The sequence below is a fragment of the Streptomyces changchenzhani genome (assembly GCF_039766235.1).
Taxonomy (GTDB): Bacteria; Actinomycetota; Actinomycetes; order Streptomycetales; family Streptomycetaceae; genus Streptomyces.
Map to the genome: position 1 here is coordinate 76,970 of NZ_JBDHNH010000010.1, position 14,822 is coordinate 91,791.

Sequence of the window (14,822 nt, forward strand, 5' to 3'; positions counted from 1 at the left end):
CCCACCCCACCCCTCAGTGCTCGTGCACCTTGCCGTCCGTCACCTCGACGCGCCGCGTCGTGCGGACCGCGTCCAGCATCCGGCGGTCGTGCGTGACCAGCAGCAGCGTGCCCTCGTACGTGTCGAGCGCCGACTCCAGCTGCTCGATCGCCACCAGGTCCAGATGGTTCGTCGGCTCGTCCAGGACCAGCAGATTCACGCCCCGGCCCTGCAGCAGCGCCAGCGCAGCCCGGGTCCGCTCCCCCGGTGAGAGCGTCGTGGCGGGGCGCAGGACGTGGTCCGCACGGAGGCCGAACTTGGCCAGCAGAGTACGTACCTCCGCCGGTTCGGTGTCCGGGACCGCCGCACAGAACGCGGCCAGGAGTGTCTCCGTGCCGTAGAAGAGGCCACGGGCCTGGTCGACCTCGCCGACCACCACCCCGGGGCCGAGCGTCGCGTATCCCGCGTCCGGCGTCAGCCTGCCGAGCAGGACGGCGAGCAGTGTGGACTTGCCCGCGCCGTTGGCTCCGGTGATCGCGACCCGGTCCGCCCAGTCGATCTGCAGTGACGCCGGGCCGAAGGTGAAATCGCCGCGGCGCACCTCGGCTTCCCGCAGGGTCGCCACGACCGCCCCGGAGCGCGGCGCCGTCGCGATCTCCATGTGCAGCTCCCACTCCTTGCGGGGCTCATCGACCGTGTCCAGGCGCTCGATCATGCGCTGGGTCTGGCGGGCCTTCGCCGCCTGCTTCTCGCTGGCCTCGCTGCGGGCGTTGCGGCCGAGCTTGTCGCTGTCGGTCGCCTTGCGGCGGGCGTTCTTGACGCCCTTGTCCATCCAGGAGCGCTGCATGTGGCCGCGCGCTTCGAGACCCGCCTTCTTGTCGGCGTACTCCTCGTACCCCTCGCGGGCGTGCCTGCGGGCCGTCTCCCGCTCTTCGAGATACGCCGAGTAGCCGCCGCCGTAGAGCGTGATCTGCTGCTGGGCGAGGTCGAGCTCCAGGACCTTGGTGACCGTGCGGGTGAGGAACTCGCGGTCGTGGCTGATGACGACGGTTCCGGCGCGCAGTCCGGCGACGAAGCGCTCAAGCCGCTCCAGGCCGTCCAGGTCGAGGTCGTTGGTCGGCTCGTCGAGCAGGAAGACGTCGTAGCGCGACAGCAGCAGCGAGGCGAGGCCCGCGCGGGCGGCCTGGCCGCCGGAGAGCTCGGACATCGGCCGGTCGAGGCCGACGGTCAGACCGAGCGAGGCAGTGACCTCCTCGGCCCGCTCGTCGAGGTCCGCGGCGCCGAGGTCCAGCCAGCGCTCCAGGCTGGTGGAGTACGCGTCGTCCGCGCCCGGCGTCTCGTCGACGAGTGCCTGTGTCGCCTCGTCCAGCGCGAGCTGCGCGGCGGCGACTCCCGTACGCCGGGCGAGGAAGGCCCGTACCGTCTCGCCCTCGCGCCGTTCGGGCTCCTGCGGGAGGTGGCCGACGGTGGCGGTGGGCGGCGAGAGCCTCAGCTCGCCGTCCTCGGGGGTGTCGAGCCCGGCGAGGAGGCGCAGCAGGGTGGATTTGCCCGCGCCGTTGACTCCGACGAGACCGATCACGTCGCCGGGTGCGACGACCAGGTCGAGGCCGGAGAAGAGTGAGCGGTCGCCGTGGCCCGCGGCGAGATCTTTGGCGACGAGAGTTGCAGTCATCAGGCCACGGATCCTATCGAACGGCCCTTGGGGCTCAGCGCACCATGGGGGCGACGAGCACGCCTCCCATCGTGCGCGCCACGATGAAGGACCGCCCCTTCGTCGCCTGCTCGTCAAGGACGATCCGGTGCTTGCCCGGCTCCAGCATGTCGTCGAACACGTCATGAGTGTGGGTCCGGTGCAGGCGGTCCAGGCGGTACGAGATCAGCTGCACCCGGCAGGTCGAGGTGACCTCCACACCCGCCTCGCCCTCGACGGCGACCAGCCGGGTCAGGCGGCGCTGCTCCAGTGGGCTGCGGTCCAGGGCCTGCTCGATCTGGGCGACGAGCAGCGGGATGATGGGCGCCAGCCCGTCGACGTAGGCGACGTCCGCACCGGCCCGCGCGAAGGCGGCCTGCACGGCCGTACGCTCCTCGTCGTCGACCGACTGCCCGAAGGCCACCGCTCCGTACTCCCGCAGCTCCTCGTCGGGGGCGTGCGCCGCGTCATGGGTGATGTCCGCGCCGATGTTGATGATGCGCAGGGCCGCGGCGAGCTTGGCGAGGACCGCGACGCGGGCGCCGATCAGCAGGACTCGGCGGCGGGCGGGCGGCTCGTCGGCGCCGGTCGCCAGCCGCTCCAGTGCGGCGCGGTACTGCTCGCCGTCGAAGCGGAAGGGGCCTATCCCGTGGTAGCCGTTCATCTCCAGGTCGGCGGTCTCGCTCGTCTGCCAGGCGAAGTCGCGCCAGACGAAGTCCTTCCCCGCCCGTTCGATGACGGCGGTGACCGCTCCGCACTCCAGGCCCTCGCACTCGGGGCAGCCGTAGATGATGTACCGGCCGCCGGCCAGCGGTGCGTCCGCTTCGAGCAGCAGGCTGCGCACATGCTCGGTGAAGATGGCGGGCGGTACGTCGGAGGCGAGCGGGGAGACGGCGTCGAGGTCGGAGAGCCGGTACAGCAGGGGTCGGCCGTCGACGACGAAGTCCATGAATTCACGGTGTACTTGGTAGGCGCCGTTGCTGAGGACTCCCCCGGCGCGCATCGCAGGAGCCAGCCCGAAGGTCGCGTACTCGACAGACATGTCCTGAGTATCCCCACGGATGACGTGTGGTGAGCGCGGCATCACACATTCCGTCGGCGTCCGTCCCCCGGAGTTCGACCGGAGATCGACCGGACACCCCCTAGGGTCCGTCCATGAGCAGCGAAGTGATCGTGGTGGGCGGCGGAGTGATCGGGCTGACGACGGCCGTGACTCTCGCGGAAAGTGGCACTCAGGTACGGGTGTGGAGCAGGGAGCCGGTGGACGCGACGACGTCCGCGGTGGCGGGTGCGCTGTGGTGGCCGTATCGCATCGAGCCCGAGGAGCGGGTGGGCGCCTGGTCGCTAGCCTCACTGCGGGTGTACGAGCAACTGGCGCGCTCCCCCGACGAGACGGGTGTGCGGCTGACGGCGGGGGTCATGGCGGACACCGCACTGGCCGGTCTCGGGCCGTGGGCCGCCGAAGTACCGGGGCTGCGGGAGGATCCGTACGGTCTGCGGGCCTCGCTCCCCCTGATCGACATGCCCGCGCATCTGCGGTATCTGCGCAGGCGGTTGGAGGCGGCCGGGGGTGTGCTGGAGCGGCGCGCCGTCACGCGCCTCGACGAGGCGGGTCCCGTCGTCGTCAATTGCACCGGCCTCGGGGCGCGCGAGTTGGTGCCGGACCTCGAAATGGCTTCGGTGCGCGGCCAGTTGGTGGTGGTCGAGAATCCGGGTGTCGACACGTGGTACGTGGCGGCCACGCACGGCGCGGAGTCGGTGTATCTCTTTCCGCAGCCGTACGGTCTGATCCTCGGCGGCACCGCCCAGGAGGACAACTGGGACACGGACCCCGATCCGGCGGTCGCGCGGGCGATCGTGGAGCGCTGTTCCCGGGTCAGGCCCGAGGTGGCGGACGCCCGGATCCTGGAGCATCGCGTCGGGCTGCGTCCGGTGCGCACGGGCGGGGTGCGGCTGGCGGCGGAGCGGTTGCCTTCCGGGGCGCTGTGCGTGCACAACTACGGGCACGGGGGCGCGGGAATCACCGTCGCGTGGGGCTGCGCGCGGGATGCGGCACGGCTGGCCGCGGGCTGAGGAAAGGCGGGAGCGGGCGGGGCCGCCGGCCGCGCCGCGCGAGCGGCACCGCACGGTCGGCGGCCACCGTCTCAGGAGCGCCCTGCGTGCTCCTCTTCCCCGTTCGTGCCTGTTTCGCCGTTGGTGTCGCCGGTGCCCGGGCCGATCTGGAGCTCGAAGTCACCGTCGTACTGCTCATGGCCCGCGATCACGGCCGTCTCGATGGCTTCCACGCCCTTCTCGCCCCGCACGATCAGCGGGTCCCTGTGCAGGTCACGCATCAGCGCGAAGCACATGCCGATCATCACGACGGCGAATGGCGCCGCTACGAGGATCGTCAGATTCTGCAGTCCGGCCAGTGCGTTGCTCTCGCCGTCGCCGATGAGCAGCATCACGGCCGCGACCGCGCCCGTGAGCACACCCCAGAAGATGACCACGAGTTTGCTGGGCTCGAAGGAGCCCTTCTGCGAGAGCGTGCCCATCACGATGGAGGCCGCGTCGGCGCCCGAGACGAAGAAGATGCCCACCAGGATCATGACGAGCAGGCTCGTCGCGGTGGCGATGGGGTACTCCTGGAGTACGCCGAAGAGCTGGCCCTCGGAGGTCGTCTCGTCGGTGAGCTTTCCGGCTTCCTGCAGCTTCATGGCCGTGCCGCCGAAGACGGCGAACCACAGCAGGCTGACGGTGCTCGGCACCAGGATGACTCCGCCGACGAACTGACGGATCGTACGGCCGCGGCTGATCCTGGCGATGAACATGCCGACGAAGGGCGTCCAGGAGATCCACCAGGCCCAGTAGAAGACCGTCCAGCTGCCCAGCCAGTCCGCTACGTCCTTGTTGCCGGTCGCCTCGGTCCGTCCGATGAGTTGCGGCAGATCACCCAGATACGCGCCCAGGGAGGTCGGCAGCAGGTCGAGGATGAAGATGGTCGGGCCCACGACGAAGACGAACAGGATCAGCAGTCCGGCCAGCACCATATTGATATTGGACAGCCACTGGATGCCCTTCTCCACACCGGTGACGGCGGAGCCGACGAATGCGATGGTGAGCACGGCGATGATCGTGACGAGCAGGCCGGTGCCCACCGTCTTCTTCCAGTCCAGCTCCTGGACTCCACTGCCGATCTGCAGGGCGCCGAGGCCCAGCGAGGCGGCGGAGCCGAAGAGCGTGGCGAAGATCGCGAGGATGTCGATCGCCCTGCCCACACCGCCGTTGGCGTGCTTCTCGCCGATGAGCGGGGTGAAGACCGCGCTGATCGTCTGGCGCCTGCGACGCCGGAAAGTGCTGTACGCGATGGCGAGACCGACCACCGCGTAGATCGCCCACGGGTGGAGCGTCCAGTGGAACAGGGTGGTGGCCATCGCCGTCTGCATGGCCTCCGCCGAAGTGGCGGGGTCGGTGCCGGGCGGGGGCGAGCTGAGGTGCGAGAGAGGCTCGCTGACGCCGAAGAACATCAGGCCGATGCCCATACCGGCGCTGAACATCATCGCGACCCAGGACACCGTGCGGAACTCGGGCTTCTCCCCCTCCTCGCCGAGGGTGATCTTCCCGTAGCGGCTGATGGCGAGCCACAGCGCGAAGACGACGAAGCCGGAGGCGGCGAGCATGAAGGCCCAACCGCCGTTGTGCATCAATCCCTTCAGGAGCTTGCCCGAGACGCTTTCCAGCTGCTCGGTCGCCACGGCGCCCCAGACCACGAAAGCCACCGTGAAGGCGGCGGTGACGCCGAACACGATGCGGTCGGTCTGGGGAGCCGGGGTGAAATGAGGGCTGCCGGGAAGGTGGACAGGTACTTCCGCCTTCCCCGCATCACTCGTATGTGGTTCGTCGTGCGTCACAGGCGGTACCTCTCACAGGGGATCGTTTCAGTCACCGCTACCCCGTAGCACAGGTGCTGCACATCACAACTGACTAACAGCGAGTGTCGGGCCGACCGATAGCGAGGTGATACGCCGCGCGCTCGTCGAGCAGCGATACGACCAGGTCACGCAGACTCTGACGCAACGATACGAACGCACCCGGGCCGTCACGCTCCGACACGACACCGTGCAGAGCGAGTTCATCCTTGACGTCCGCGTACTGCGCCTCTGTGAGCCGGTAGCCGCAGGGCGGGTCCTGGATGATCTCGGCGGGCTCGGCCGGGTCATTGTCGGCGCCGCCGAGGTACACGGGACCGCGGTCGGCGTAGCCCGCCAGCCGCGCCAGGCTCGTGGCTGTCTCGATCCGGCCACGCCGCTGCCCGACGAAGGTGAACGCACCGTCGAGGGCTGCCAGTTGGGAGTCGACGCGGCGCCGGTTGTTGAGGGCCGGGTCCTTCTTCTCCGCGTCGGTGAGGGCGTCGACGCGGGTCTCCACCAGGAGCCCCACGGAGTGCTTGGCGCCCGCCGTGTTGCGCAGGATGCGCTCCTGGCCGTCGCCCGCCACCTGCTTGACCGGTTCCCCCGTCACCGGGTCGGTCCAGATCCCGTAGATGCCGGTGCTGAATCCGGCGTCCTCCGCGCCGGGCCGCACATATGACTCCGAGAGCGTGCGGGCCTCCGCGTGCACCCGGTCGTCGGTGTTGAGGTTGCGTGGCCACAGCGCCAGCAGGTCCTTGTCGTAGTACGGCACGGTCGCGCCGTACTCGTGCAGGTCGTACACGACGTCCGGGCGGTGGTCCCGCAGGACTGCAGCCATGGCGCGGCCCTCGGCGGTGCGCAGGGCGATGTGGTCCCTGTTGATATCGACCCCGTCGGAGTTGCCGCGGGTGTCGGCGGCGCGGCCGTCGGGGTTGGCGGTGGGGATGACAAGGACCGTGGTGCGCTTGAGGAAGTCGCGGGTCTGCTTGTCCTTGGCGTACGCGAGGTCCCGCACCCGCGTCAGACAGGCTTCGCGGCCGGAGGGTTCGTCGCCGTGCTGGGAGCAGATCAGCAGCGCGGTGTTGGGGGTGCGGTGCGTGCCGATGCGTACAAGCTGGAGCGGGCGGCCCTGCTTCGTGGCGCCGATCGCCGACATCGTGACGCGCTCGCTCCCGCGGTCGACGGCCGCCAGGAACTTCTGCTCCTCGGGCTGGGTGGTCCAGCGCGCGCCATCGCTGTTCTCGAACCCGGTTCGGGGTGGTGCGGGCGTGGCCTGTGCGGGCGCCGCGAGGAGCGGGGCCGCGAGGGCCACGGCTGTGACGCCGAGCGCCAGGGCGCGGATTCCGGCGAGCATCAGCGGGTGCCTCCCGGGATGGGACGGATGGAACGCGGTTCGGCGACGCCGTCGAGGAGTGCGCCGGACGAAGTGTGCGCGCCTGAGCCCGCGGTGGCGCGGGCGAATGCCTTGTCGCCGCCGACGAACGGGAGCTTGGCACCCGTACGGTGCAGGTCGATGCCCAGGGTCGGGGTGGTGGACGGCGGGTCGATGAGCCCGGCGTCGGTGCCGCCGACGATCAGCGCGAGCCGGTGGCCGGCCGGGACGACATGGTCGCTCGCGGCGAGGTCCAGGGTGATCGTGTACTGCTTGCCGGGCGTGAGGGGGCGGCCCTTGCCCGGGTCGGCGTAGGTGCCCAGGTCGGCCCAGCCGCGGCTGAAGACGGTGTAGTCGACGTCCGCGGTCTTGGCCGCGGTCTCCTTGAAGCAGGAGCTGTCACCGGCGGTGCTCGGGCCCCAGCAGGTGCGCTCGGGGAGGGTGCTGATGCCCTCGCCCGCGGCGGCGTAGTCGCGGATGGTGTCGGGGCCGAGGTCGACGAGGACCGCGGAGAGGTGGGTGGTCGACGTGGAGGGCGTCGCGGTGACCGTCACCTTGGAGGATCCCGACAGCCGCAGGTCGCGGGTGAGCGGCTTGGTGGTGAATCCGGCCTTGTTCGGGGTGGAGCGGTCGATCTGCGCGGCCCAGTCGGTCTCGCTCAGGCTGGGGTCGTCGGTGAAGGTCTCGGTGGCGCCGGGCTTGGCGCGCTTGAGGCCGAGGGTGCCGACGCCGGGCGCGGCGCCCTTGCCGGGGCGCACGGTGGTGGCGTCGGTGGAGCGGGGCGGCCAGACCTTGTCGGTGGACCACTGGCCGGGGGCGCGTTCGATGTCGGCCATCGGCTCGCGGTCGATGCCGTTGTCGTAGCCCAGGAGTTCATGGTCGAACCAGCGGTGCAGGGTCTTGACCCAGTCTCCGCGGCGGAAGTCGAAAGGATCGACGTGACCGGTCTGCGACAGCCAGATCTTGCGGTCCACGCCCTCGTCGGCGAGCGCGTCCCACCACTGGCCGAAGTGCTTGGTGCGGACGTTGAGGTCCTGCATGCCGTGGACGACGAAGACGGACGCCTCGACCTTGTCCGCGTCCGGCACATGGTTGCGCTCGCTCCACAGCGGGGTCCAGTCACCGGTGCGCGGCGCCTCGTCGATCAGCTTCTGCTGGACGGCTTTGCAGCGCGTCCGGGCCTCGGGGCTCTCCACGTAGTCCGACAGCCACTCGGGGCCGCTGTCGTAGAGCGGGGCGCCCTGGGCGAAGTAGTAGTCGTACCACGAGGAGATGGCGCCGATCGGGACGATGGTCTTGAGGCCCTCGACGCCGGTCGCCGCGACGCCGTTGGCGACGGTGCCGTCGTAACTCTTGCCGATCATCCCGGTGTTGCCGTTGGTCCAGCCGGCCTTGGCGGGCGCGCCGCCGGTGCGGGTGGTGTACGCCTTGCCGCGCCCGTTCAGCCAGTCGACGACGGCCTTGGCGGACTGGACGTCGGAGCGGCCTCCGACATCGACGCAGCCGTCGGAGCGGTTGGTTCCGGCGAGGTCGACGGCGACAAAGCCGTAGCCGCGGGGCACGAAGTAGTTGTCGTAGTAAAGCGGGAACTGGACCGGCTTGCCGTTCGCGTCGTACGTCTTCTTCTGGCTCTCGTTGCCGCGCCCGCAGCATGCGTAGTACGGGCTGGCGTCCATGATCACCGGTATTTTACGGCCCTGCTGAGCGGGTTCCCTGGGCCGGACGATGTCGACGGCGACCCGGTCGGTCTTCCCGTCCGAGTCGCCGTCGATCCTGGTGTCCACCCACACGGACTCGCGTATCGCGTCGTCGTAGGAGTAGACGGGTTTGCTCTCCTTGGGCCCGGCCGCGGCGCCCTGGGCGCCCGCCGGGGAGATCAGTACGGCCATCATGGCGGCCGCGGCCACCGGTATGAGTCTGTGCCACTTCATTCGGGTGCCCCGCGCAGGTATCGGCATGGCCGGAAGGTACTCCGGTCAACTGCCGTGCAAAAGAGGGCAGCAGTGGACAGTGGGACGACCACACACCCCCTAACCGGTCGAGAGGTGACATGTCGGCCACATGGCAGTCAGGTGACAGGACCGACCATGGACATGACTGGTGACAGGAGGGCTGAATAGAGTGCGAACTGATCCTTCGGACTGACCACTTGGAGCATCCGTGCACCGCAGACTCATCGCCCCGAGCGCACTCGCTGCCTCTTTGCTCCTGACGATCCCGGCATCGGCCGCAACAAGGGGGGCTGGGGGACTTCCCCCCGGAGAACACAGCACTCCGGGCGCCCCGGGTATCGGCGACCCCTATTACCCGGCCAGCGGCAACGGCGGATACGACGTTTCCCACTACGACCTGCGCCTGAAGTACCAGCCCAAGACGGACCTGCTTGAGGGTACGGCGACGATCCTCGCCACCACCAAGCAGAACCTCTCCCGCTTCAACCTCGACTTCGGTCTCAAAGTGAGCGAGGTCCGGGTCAACGGCAAGAAGGCGACGTATCTCAAGGAGGGCGACCAGGAACTGGTCGTCACCCCTGCGTCGCCGGTGGAGAAGAACAAGACACTTGTCGTCGTCGTCCGTTATGCCGGAAAGCCCTCCGAGCTCAAGATCGGCGGCTACACGGCGTGGCACCGCACCCCGGACGGCGGTGTCGCCGCCCAGGAGCCCGACTCGGCCGTGTGGTGGTTCCCGAGCAACGACCACCCGCTGGACAAGGCGACGTACGACGTGTCGGTCTCGGTGCCGGACGGCACCCAGGCGATCAGCAACGGCGTACTCCAGTCGCAGAGCTCGAAGATCGGCTGGACGCGCTTCGCATGGCGCTCGAACAAGCCGCAGGCCAGTTATCTCGCGACGCTCGCGGTCGGCAAGTTCGACATCACCACCGACAAGACCGAGAGCGGCCTGCCCGTCCTCAACGCGTACAGCAAGGACCTCGGTGACAACGCGGGCGCGGCGCGCACCAGCATCGAGCGCACCGGGGAGGTCGCCGACTGGCTCACCGAGGTCTTCGGCCCCTACCCCTTCAATGCGCTGGGCGGTTACGTCCCCAATGTGACCAGCGGCTACGCACTGGAGACGCAGACCCGGCCGTTCTACAGCCCGCGGCAGTTCGCGAACGGCTCCAACGTCTCGGTCGTCGTCCATGAGCTGGCCCACCAGTGGTACGGCGACAGCGTCTCGGTCAAGGGCTGGAAGGACATCTGGATCAATGAGGGCTTCGCCCGCTACAGCCAGTGGCTGTGGTCGGAGAAGGAGGGCGAGGGCACCGCGCAGGAGCTCGCGGACTATGTCTACGAGACGCGCGCGGCCGACGACCCCTTCTGGACGGTCAAGCCGGGCGACCCAGGTGCGGACAAGCAGTTCGACATCGCCGTGTACGACCGGGGCGCGCTCGCAGTACAGGCGCTGCGCAACGAGGTCGGCGAAGAGGACTTCTCCAGGATCCTCAAGGGCTGGACGGCCAAGTACGCCTACGGCAACGCGAATGTGGGCGACTTTGTGAAGTACGCGGAGAAGGTCTCGGGCAAGCCCCTCGCCGAGCTCTTCGACACCTGGCTGTACGAGCCGTCGAAGCCGGCCGTCCCGGCCGCCGCCGACGCGCGGATCGCCCGCGCGAGCGGCGCGGACGCGAAGCCCGCGCAGCCCAAGTCGTGGAAGAAGATCGCCGCGACCAACTCGGTCCATGATCACGGCAAGGGTCACGGGCACGGCCACCGCTGACCGGTGGACACCGCGCCGTCGCCCCTTCAGAAGGGGCGACGGCGCGGTTGTCGTCGTAGACACCTCGTACACACCCGCTATGCGCGCGGTACGCACTCCCGCGTACCGTGGGCGGCCAGGCTCCTGGAAGCGCTCTCTGAAGATCGGTGCGACCCGGTAGCCTGCCATCCGGCAGCCCTCTCCCGCTGTCGCGCCAAGAGCCAGAGGAGCGTCCGCCTTGCCCGAGCAGTCCCCTGGGTCCCGCCCCACTCTGGAAGCTGTCGCGGCCCGTGCGGGCGTCTCCCGCGCCACGGCCTCCCGCGTCGTCAACGGTGGCGCCGGGGTGCGGCAGCCGCTGGTCGACAAGGTCCGCCGGGCCGTCGACGATCTGAGGTACGTCCCGAACCACGCGGCCCGCTCCCTGGTCACCCGGCGCAACGGCGCGGTGGGCGTGATCATCGCCGAGCCGGAGTTCCGGATCTTCTCCGACCCGTTCTTCGAGCAGCAGCTGCGCGGGATCAGCAGGGAACTGACGGCGCACGACTCCCAGCTGGTGCTGCTGTGGGTCGAGGGGCCCGGCGACTACGACCGCATCGCGCGCTACCTCGGCGGCGGCCATGTCGACGGCGCGCTCGCCTTCTCCCTGCACAACGACGACGAACTGCCCGCCGTCATCCGCCGAGTGAAGCTCCCGACCGTCTTCGGCGGGCGCCCCGGCTGGGCGGGCACCGACTCCGAGCGCGCGGTCCCGTACGTCGACTGCGACAACCGCGGCGGCGCCCGGCAGGCCGTGCACCATCTCGTCGCCCTGGGCCGCGAGCACATCGCGCACATCGCGGGCCCGCGCGACCAGACCTCCGCCCTCGACCGCATCGACGGCTACCGCGATGTGCTGCTCGACGCGGATCCGGCGCTGATCGCGCAGGGCGCCTTCACCGTGGAGAGCGGGGCCCTCGCCATGTCGGAACTCCTCGAACGCCGACCGGAGTTGGACGCGGTCTTCGCCGCCAACGACCTGATGGCCGCGGGCGCCCTGCGGGTGCTGCGCGAGCGGGGCCGGCGGGTGCCCCAGGATGTCGCGCTGGTCGGCTTCGACGACGTGATGCCGCTCGCGGAGTCGGCGGAGCCGCCATTGACGACGGTCCGTCAGGACATCGAAGGCATGGGCCGGTTGATGGTCAGGCTGCTGATGCGGGTGCTGAGCGAGAAAGGCAGCCAAGAGTCGGTCGCGCCGGCCTCGGTGATCATGCCGACCGAACTGGTGCGGCGGGCCTCGGCCTGAGGGCCGGGACCCGCCGCGTGGGTGTTACCGGTCAACGGACCGGTGGCGGAAGGTTGTTCACTGGAAGGGGATCACCAGCGCCGAACGGTCCGTGCCGGTCAGAATCTTCGCCGTTCCGTTGCCGATCGCGTTCCAGACCTCCAGGCGTACGATGCCGCCCTTGAGGGCGCCGAGTGTGCCGGTCGCCGACTTGAGGCCGCGGGCCTGCCCGTATTCCTCCCAGCCCGCCACCGGGTCGGTCGCGAAGTAGTTGTAGGTCTCGGTCCGTTCGAAGGTGCCGTCACCCGTGAGGTCGTAGCTGATCCTGGCCTGCTGGCCGAGACCGACCGCGGAGCCCGCATCCAGCTGGAGGCGGAACGAGGTGGACGCGCCGGCCTTGAGCGCGCCGGTGACATTCTCGACCTCGTACGTCTGCGGGGTGTGCGGGGTGCCGTCGTAGTTGCCGCCGCCCGCGGAGGCGATGGTGTCGCTGCCCGCCGTGGTGCCGATGGCGGTGGTGAGAGCTCCTCCGGTGCGCAGCTGGAAGGTGTTGCCGGTGGGCGGATCGGGATCCGGGTCCGGGTCGCCGCCACCGGTGCCCGTGCCGGTCGCCGTGGAGCGGGCCGGGACGGTGAGCTTGCCGCCGTCCGAGAAGGTCACCGTGCGGGCCGTGGAGCCGTGGTTGTGCGCGGCGTAGGTCCGTACCGTGCCCTTGGTGAAGACCGCGGAGGTCGGGATGTCACCGGCCACCGACGCGTCGGGGGCGCCGAGCGTGTCGAGCGTGCTGAGCCAGTGGTAGGTGTGCGCCTTGGACTCACCCTGCTCCGGGGTGTAACCCGCGTGGCCCGCGTCCCACTTGGCCTTCGCCGCTCCCGGGTCGGCGAACGACTGGAACTCCCAGAGGATGTCGCGCCATTCGACGGCCGGGCCGCCGTTCTCACGTTCCATCTCCGCGATATTGCGCCTGATCGCGTCCTTCTTACGACCGAGGTGCAGCGAACCGCCCGTCACCGGGAGGGCGTTGATGCCGTGGATCTCCTCGGGGTTGGCGGTCCACCAGGTGGCGTATGCCGCCCCGCTGCCCCACACCATGCCGACCGTGTCATGGCCGTAGGAGGACGGGAAGACCTGCTCGTCGGCGTCGAACCAGTACTGCGAGATCGCCTCCGCCTCGGTGGTCAGCAGGAACGTGCCGAGGTCGCGCAGCGAGGTGTCGCCGGTCGCGGCGCCCCACAGGACGAGTCCCGCGCTGAGGTTGGTGGACTCCGACGACGACTCCTGGTTGTTGCCCGCAGCGAAGCCCTGGTGGCCCGAGGCCCAGCTGTGCCCGGCGTAGACGTCGAAGCCGCGCAGGAACGGGAACGCGGCATCGGTGCGGCTGGGGTTGGCGGCGTCGCGGACCAGGGTCTTGACCATGCCGCCCCAGGCGGAGTCGGCGGCCCAGGCCGGGTCGTACTGCGCGACGATCGCGGCCGCGTAGACGTAGTAGCTGTAGTGGAAGTGGTGGTCGTTGAGCTCGGTGTCGCTGCCGTACGACGCCGGGTAGCCGGTCAGCGTCTTCCAGTCCTTGTCGTAGCTGAACTCGCTGACGCCGCCCGCTATGAACCAGTCCTGGAGGCGCCCCTTCATGAGCCCGAGCAGCTTGTCGCGGGTGGCGGTCTCACCGATCTGGTCGGCCACGGGGACGAGTTGGGCGAGGCGGCCCAGCGCCTTGCCGGTCCAGTAGGTGTCGGTGGCGCCGGAGAACGGGTCGGAGGCGTTCGCCACCTCGTTCAGAGAGCCCCTGAGTCTGGCCGTCTCGACGCCGCTCGACTTCGGCAGCGCAGGCAGCACGCCCGAGGCCCGCTGGCTGGTGCTGAAGGAGGCCGCTTCGCGGACCTTCATCGTGCCCCGCGGTGATACGTAGGTGTACGGGGTGAGCGGGTCGGTGGTGTGCAGCCACTGGTGGCGGTAGAGGGCCTGCAGCGTGCCCCTCTCGGTGCCCTCCTTGGCCTCGGTGGTGAGGGCGTACGTCGCCTTGACCGTGCCGGCCGCCGAGCTCCAGGTCGCCTTGGAACCGGTGACGAAGCTGAACGCGTACTTCTTGAAGGTCGCGAGGGCGTCGGTGGACGGCAGCACGGCGAGCGAGAAGTAGTCCTTGGAGCCGAGGCCGGCGGTGACGGTGGATCCCGATACGTTCCAGTCGCTGCCGGTCGGCGCGAAGAGGGCGTAGTGGTGGCCCGCGACGGTGATGCCAAGGACGTTGCCCTGGTCGGCGAAGACGGTGGGCGCGGCGGCGGTGGTGATCTGGGCGTTGCCGCCGGAGCCCTTGGCGTACACGTAGGGCATGCCGTGGCCGATGGTGGTCCGCAGGGTGCGGGTGCCGTCGGACCAGTAGGGCGTGACGGTCCAGTCGGACCAGTCGTCGGCCTTGGTGTCCGGGGAGTTGAGCCCGGTCAGGCCGAGGGTCAGGTCGGCCTTGTGGGCGTACTCGTACTGGCGGCCGTCGCCGACGATGGCGGGGCTCGTCGGGTAGCCGACTTCGAGGCCGCCGCGGGTGGCCTGGTAGGTGAGCGGGTGGCCGTACATGGGCGTGGAGTGCGGGTTGTCGCCGTAGCGCTGGAAGGCGAGGGAGGACCACCAGTCGTTGGTGGGCACCGGCTTGTCCTTCGCGGCCGGCGTCAGCTTGGGTGTGACGGGTGCGCCGGTGTTGGTGGTGGGGCCCGATGTGCCGGCGGGGCGCACATCGGAGTAACTGCCCGACCCGACGGGGATGGTGGCGGCTGCCGCCGGTGTGGCGGCGGAGCCCAGACCGACTGCGGCCAGAGCGGAAACCAGGATCAGCGCGGAGGCCGATCTGAGGCGGGGGGCTGGCATGGACGGCACCTCGAAATCGTGGAGGAACGGGCGTCTGAGAGCGCTCTCAGATGATAGGGAACGTAAAACTCCTGT

Annotated in this window: 9 protein-coding genes; 3 read left to right on the forward strand and 6 right to left on the reverse strand. The window is 69.7% G+C overall.

What is annotated here, in order from left to right; all coding sequences use genetic code 11:
• Nucleotides 1-13: 13 nt before the first annotated feature.
• Together ABCR94_RS28840 and ABCR94_RS28845 are read right to left on the reverse strand one after the other, a co-directional pair.
• Entirely contained in the window at nucleotides 14-1,651 is a 1,638-nt protein-coding gene (locus ABCR94_RS28840) for an ABC-F family ATP-binding cassette domain-containing protein (protein WP_347123238.1), read from the reverse strand.
• Between the two features lie 34 nt (nucleotides 1,652-1,685).
• The gene (locus ABCR94_RS28845; protein WP_347123240.1) at nucleotides 1,686-2,711 is read right to left on the reverse strand and encodes an oxidoreductase; all 1,026 of its coding nucleotides are present in this window, start codon (nucleotides 2,709-2,711) and stop codon (nucleotides 1,686-1,688) included.
• A gap of 113 nt (nucleotides 2,712-2,824) precedes the next feature.
• Between ABCR94_RS28845 and ABCR94_RS28850 the strand changes: the two genes are divergently transcribed.
• A complete protein-coding gene (locus tag ABCR94_RS28850) occupies nucleotides 2,825-3,742 on the forward strand; it encodes an FAD-dependent oxidoreductase (RefSeq protein ID WP_347123242.1) in 918 nt (305 codons plus the stop codon).
• Nucleotides 3,743-3,813: 71 nt separating this feature from the next.
• On the opposite strand, the gene ABCR94_RS28855 is transcribed toward ABCR94_RS28850, so the two are convergent.
• From ABCR94_RS28855 to ABCR94_RS28865, 3 genes are all read right to left on the reverse strand, one after another.
• Nucleotides 3,814-5,559 (reverse strand): BCCT family transporter, encoded by a 1,746-nt coding sequence (locus ABCR94_RS28855; protein WP_347123243.1) that lies wholly within the window; start codon nucleotides 5,557-5,559, stop codon nucleotides 3,814-3,816.
• A 73-nt stretch (nucleotides 5,560-5,632) separates the two neighbouring features.
• Entirely contained in the window at nucleotides 5,633-6,913 is a 1,281-nt protein-coding gene (locus tag ABCR94_RS28860) for a M14 family metallopeptidase (protein ID WP_347123245.1), read from the reverse strand.
• The gene (locus ABCR94_RS28865) at nucleotides 6,913-8,862 is read right to left on the reverse strand and encodes a Xaa-Pro dipeptidyl-peptidase (protein ID WP_347123246.1); all 1,950 of its coding nucleotides are present in this window, start codon (nucleotides 8,860-8,862) and stop codon (nucleotides 6,913-6,915) included. The genes ABCR94_RS28860 and ABCR94_RS28865 overlap by 1 nt, the downstream gene beginning before the upstream one ends.
• A 229-nt stretch (nucleotides 8,863-9,091) precedes the next feature.
• Between ABCR94_RS28865 and ABCR94_RS28870 the strand changes: the two genes are divergently transcribed.
• Entirely contained in the window at nucleotides 9,092-10,651 is a 1,560-nt protein-coding gene (locus ABCR94_RS28870; protein ID WP_347123248.1) for a M1 family metallopeptidase, read from the forward strand.
• 217 nt (nucleotides 10,652-10,868) lie between these two features.
• Nucleotides 10,869-11,912, forward strand: coding sequence for a LacI family DNA-binding transcriptional regulator (locus ABCR94_RS28875; protein ID WP_347123250.1), 1,044 nt, complete (start codon nucleotides 10,869-10,871; stop codon nucleotides 11,910-11,912).
• A gap of 57 nt (nucleotides 11,913-11,969) precedes the next feature.
• Here ABCR94_RS28875 and ABCR94_RS28880 read toward each other — a convergent pair whose 3' ends face one another.
• The gene (locus ABCR94_RS28880) at nucleotides 11,970-14,747 is read right to left on the reverse strand and encodes a glycosyl hydrolase (RefSeq protein ID WP_347123252.1); all 2,778 of its coding nucleotides are present in this window, start codon (nucleotides 14,745-14,747) and stop codon (nucleotides 11,970-11,972) included.
• Nucleotides 14,748-14,822: the final 75 nt, after the last annotated feature.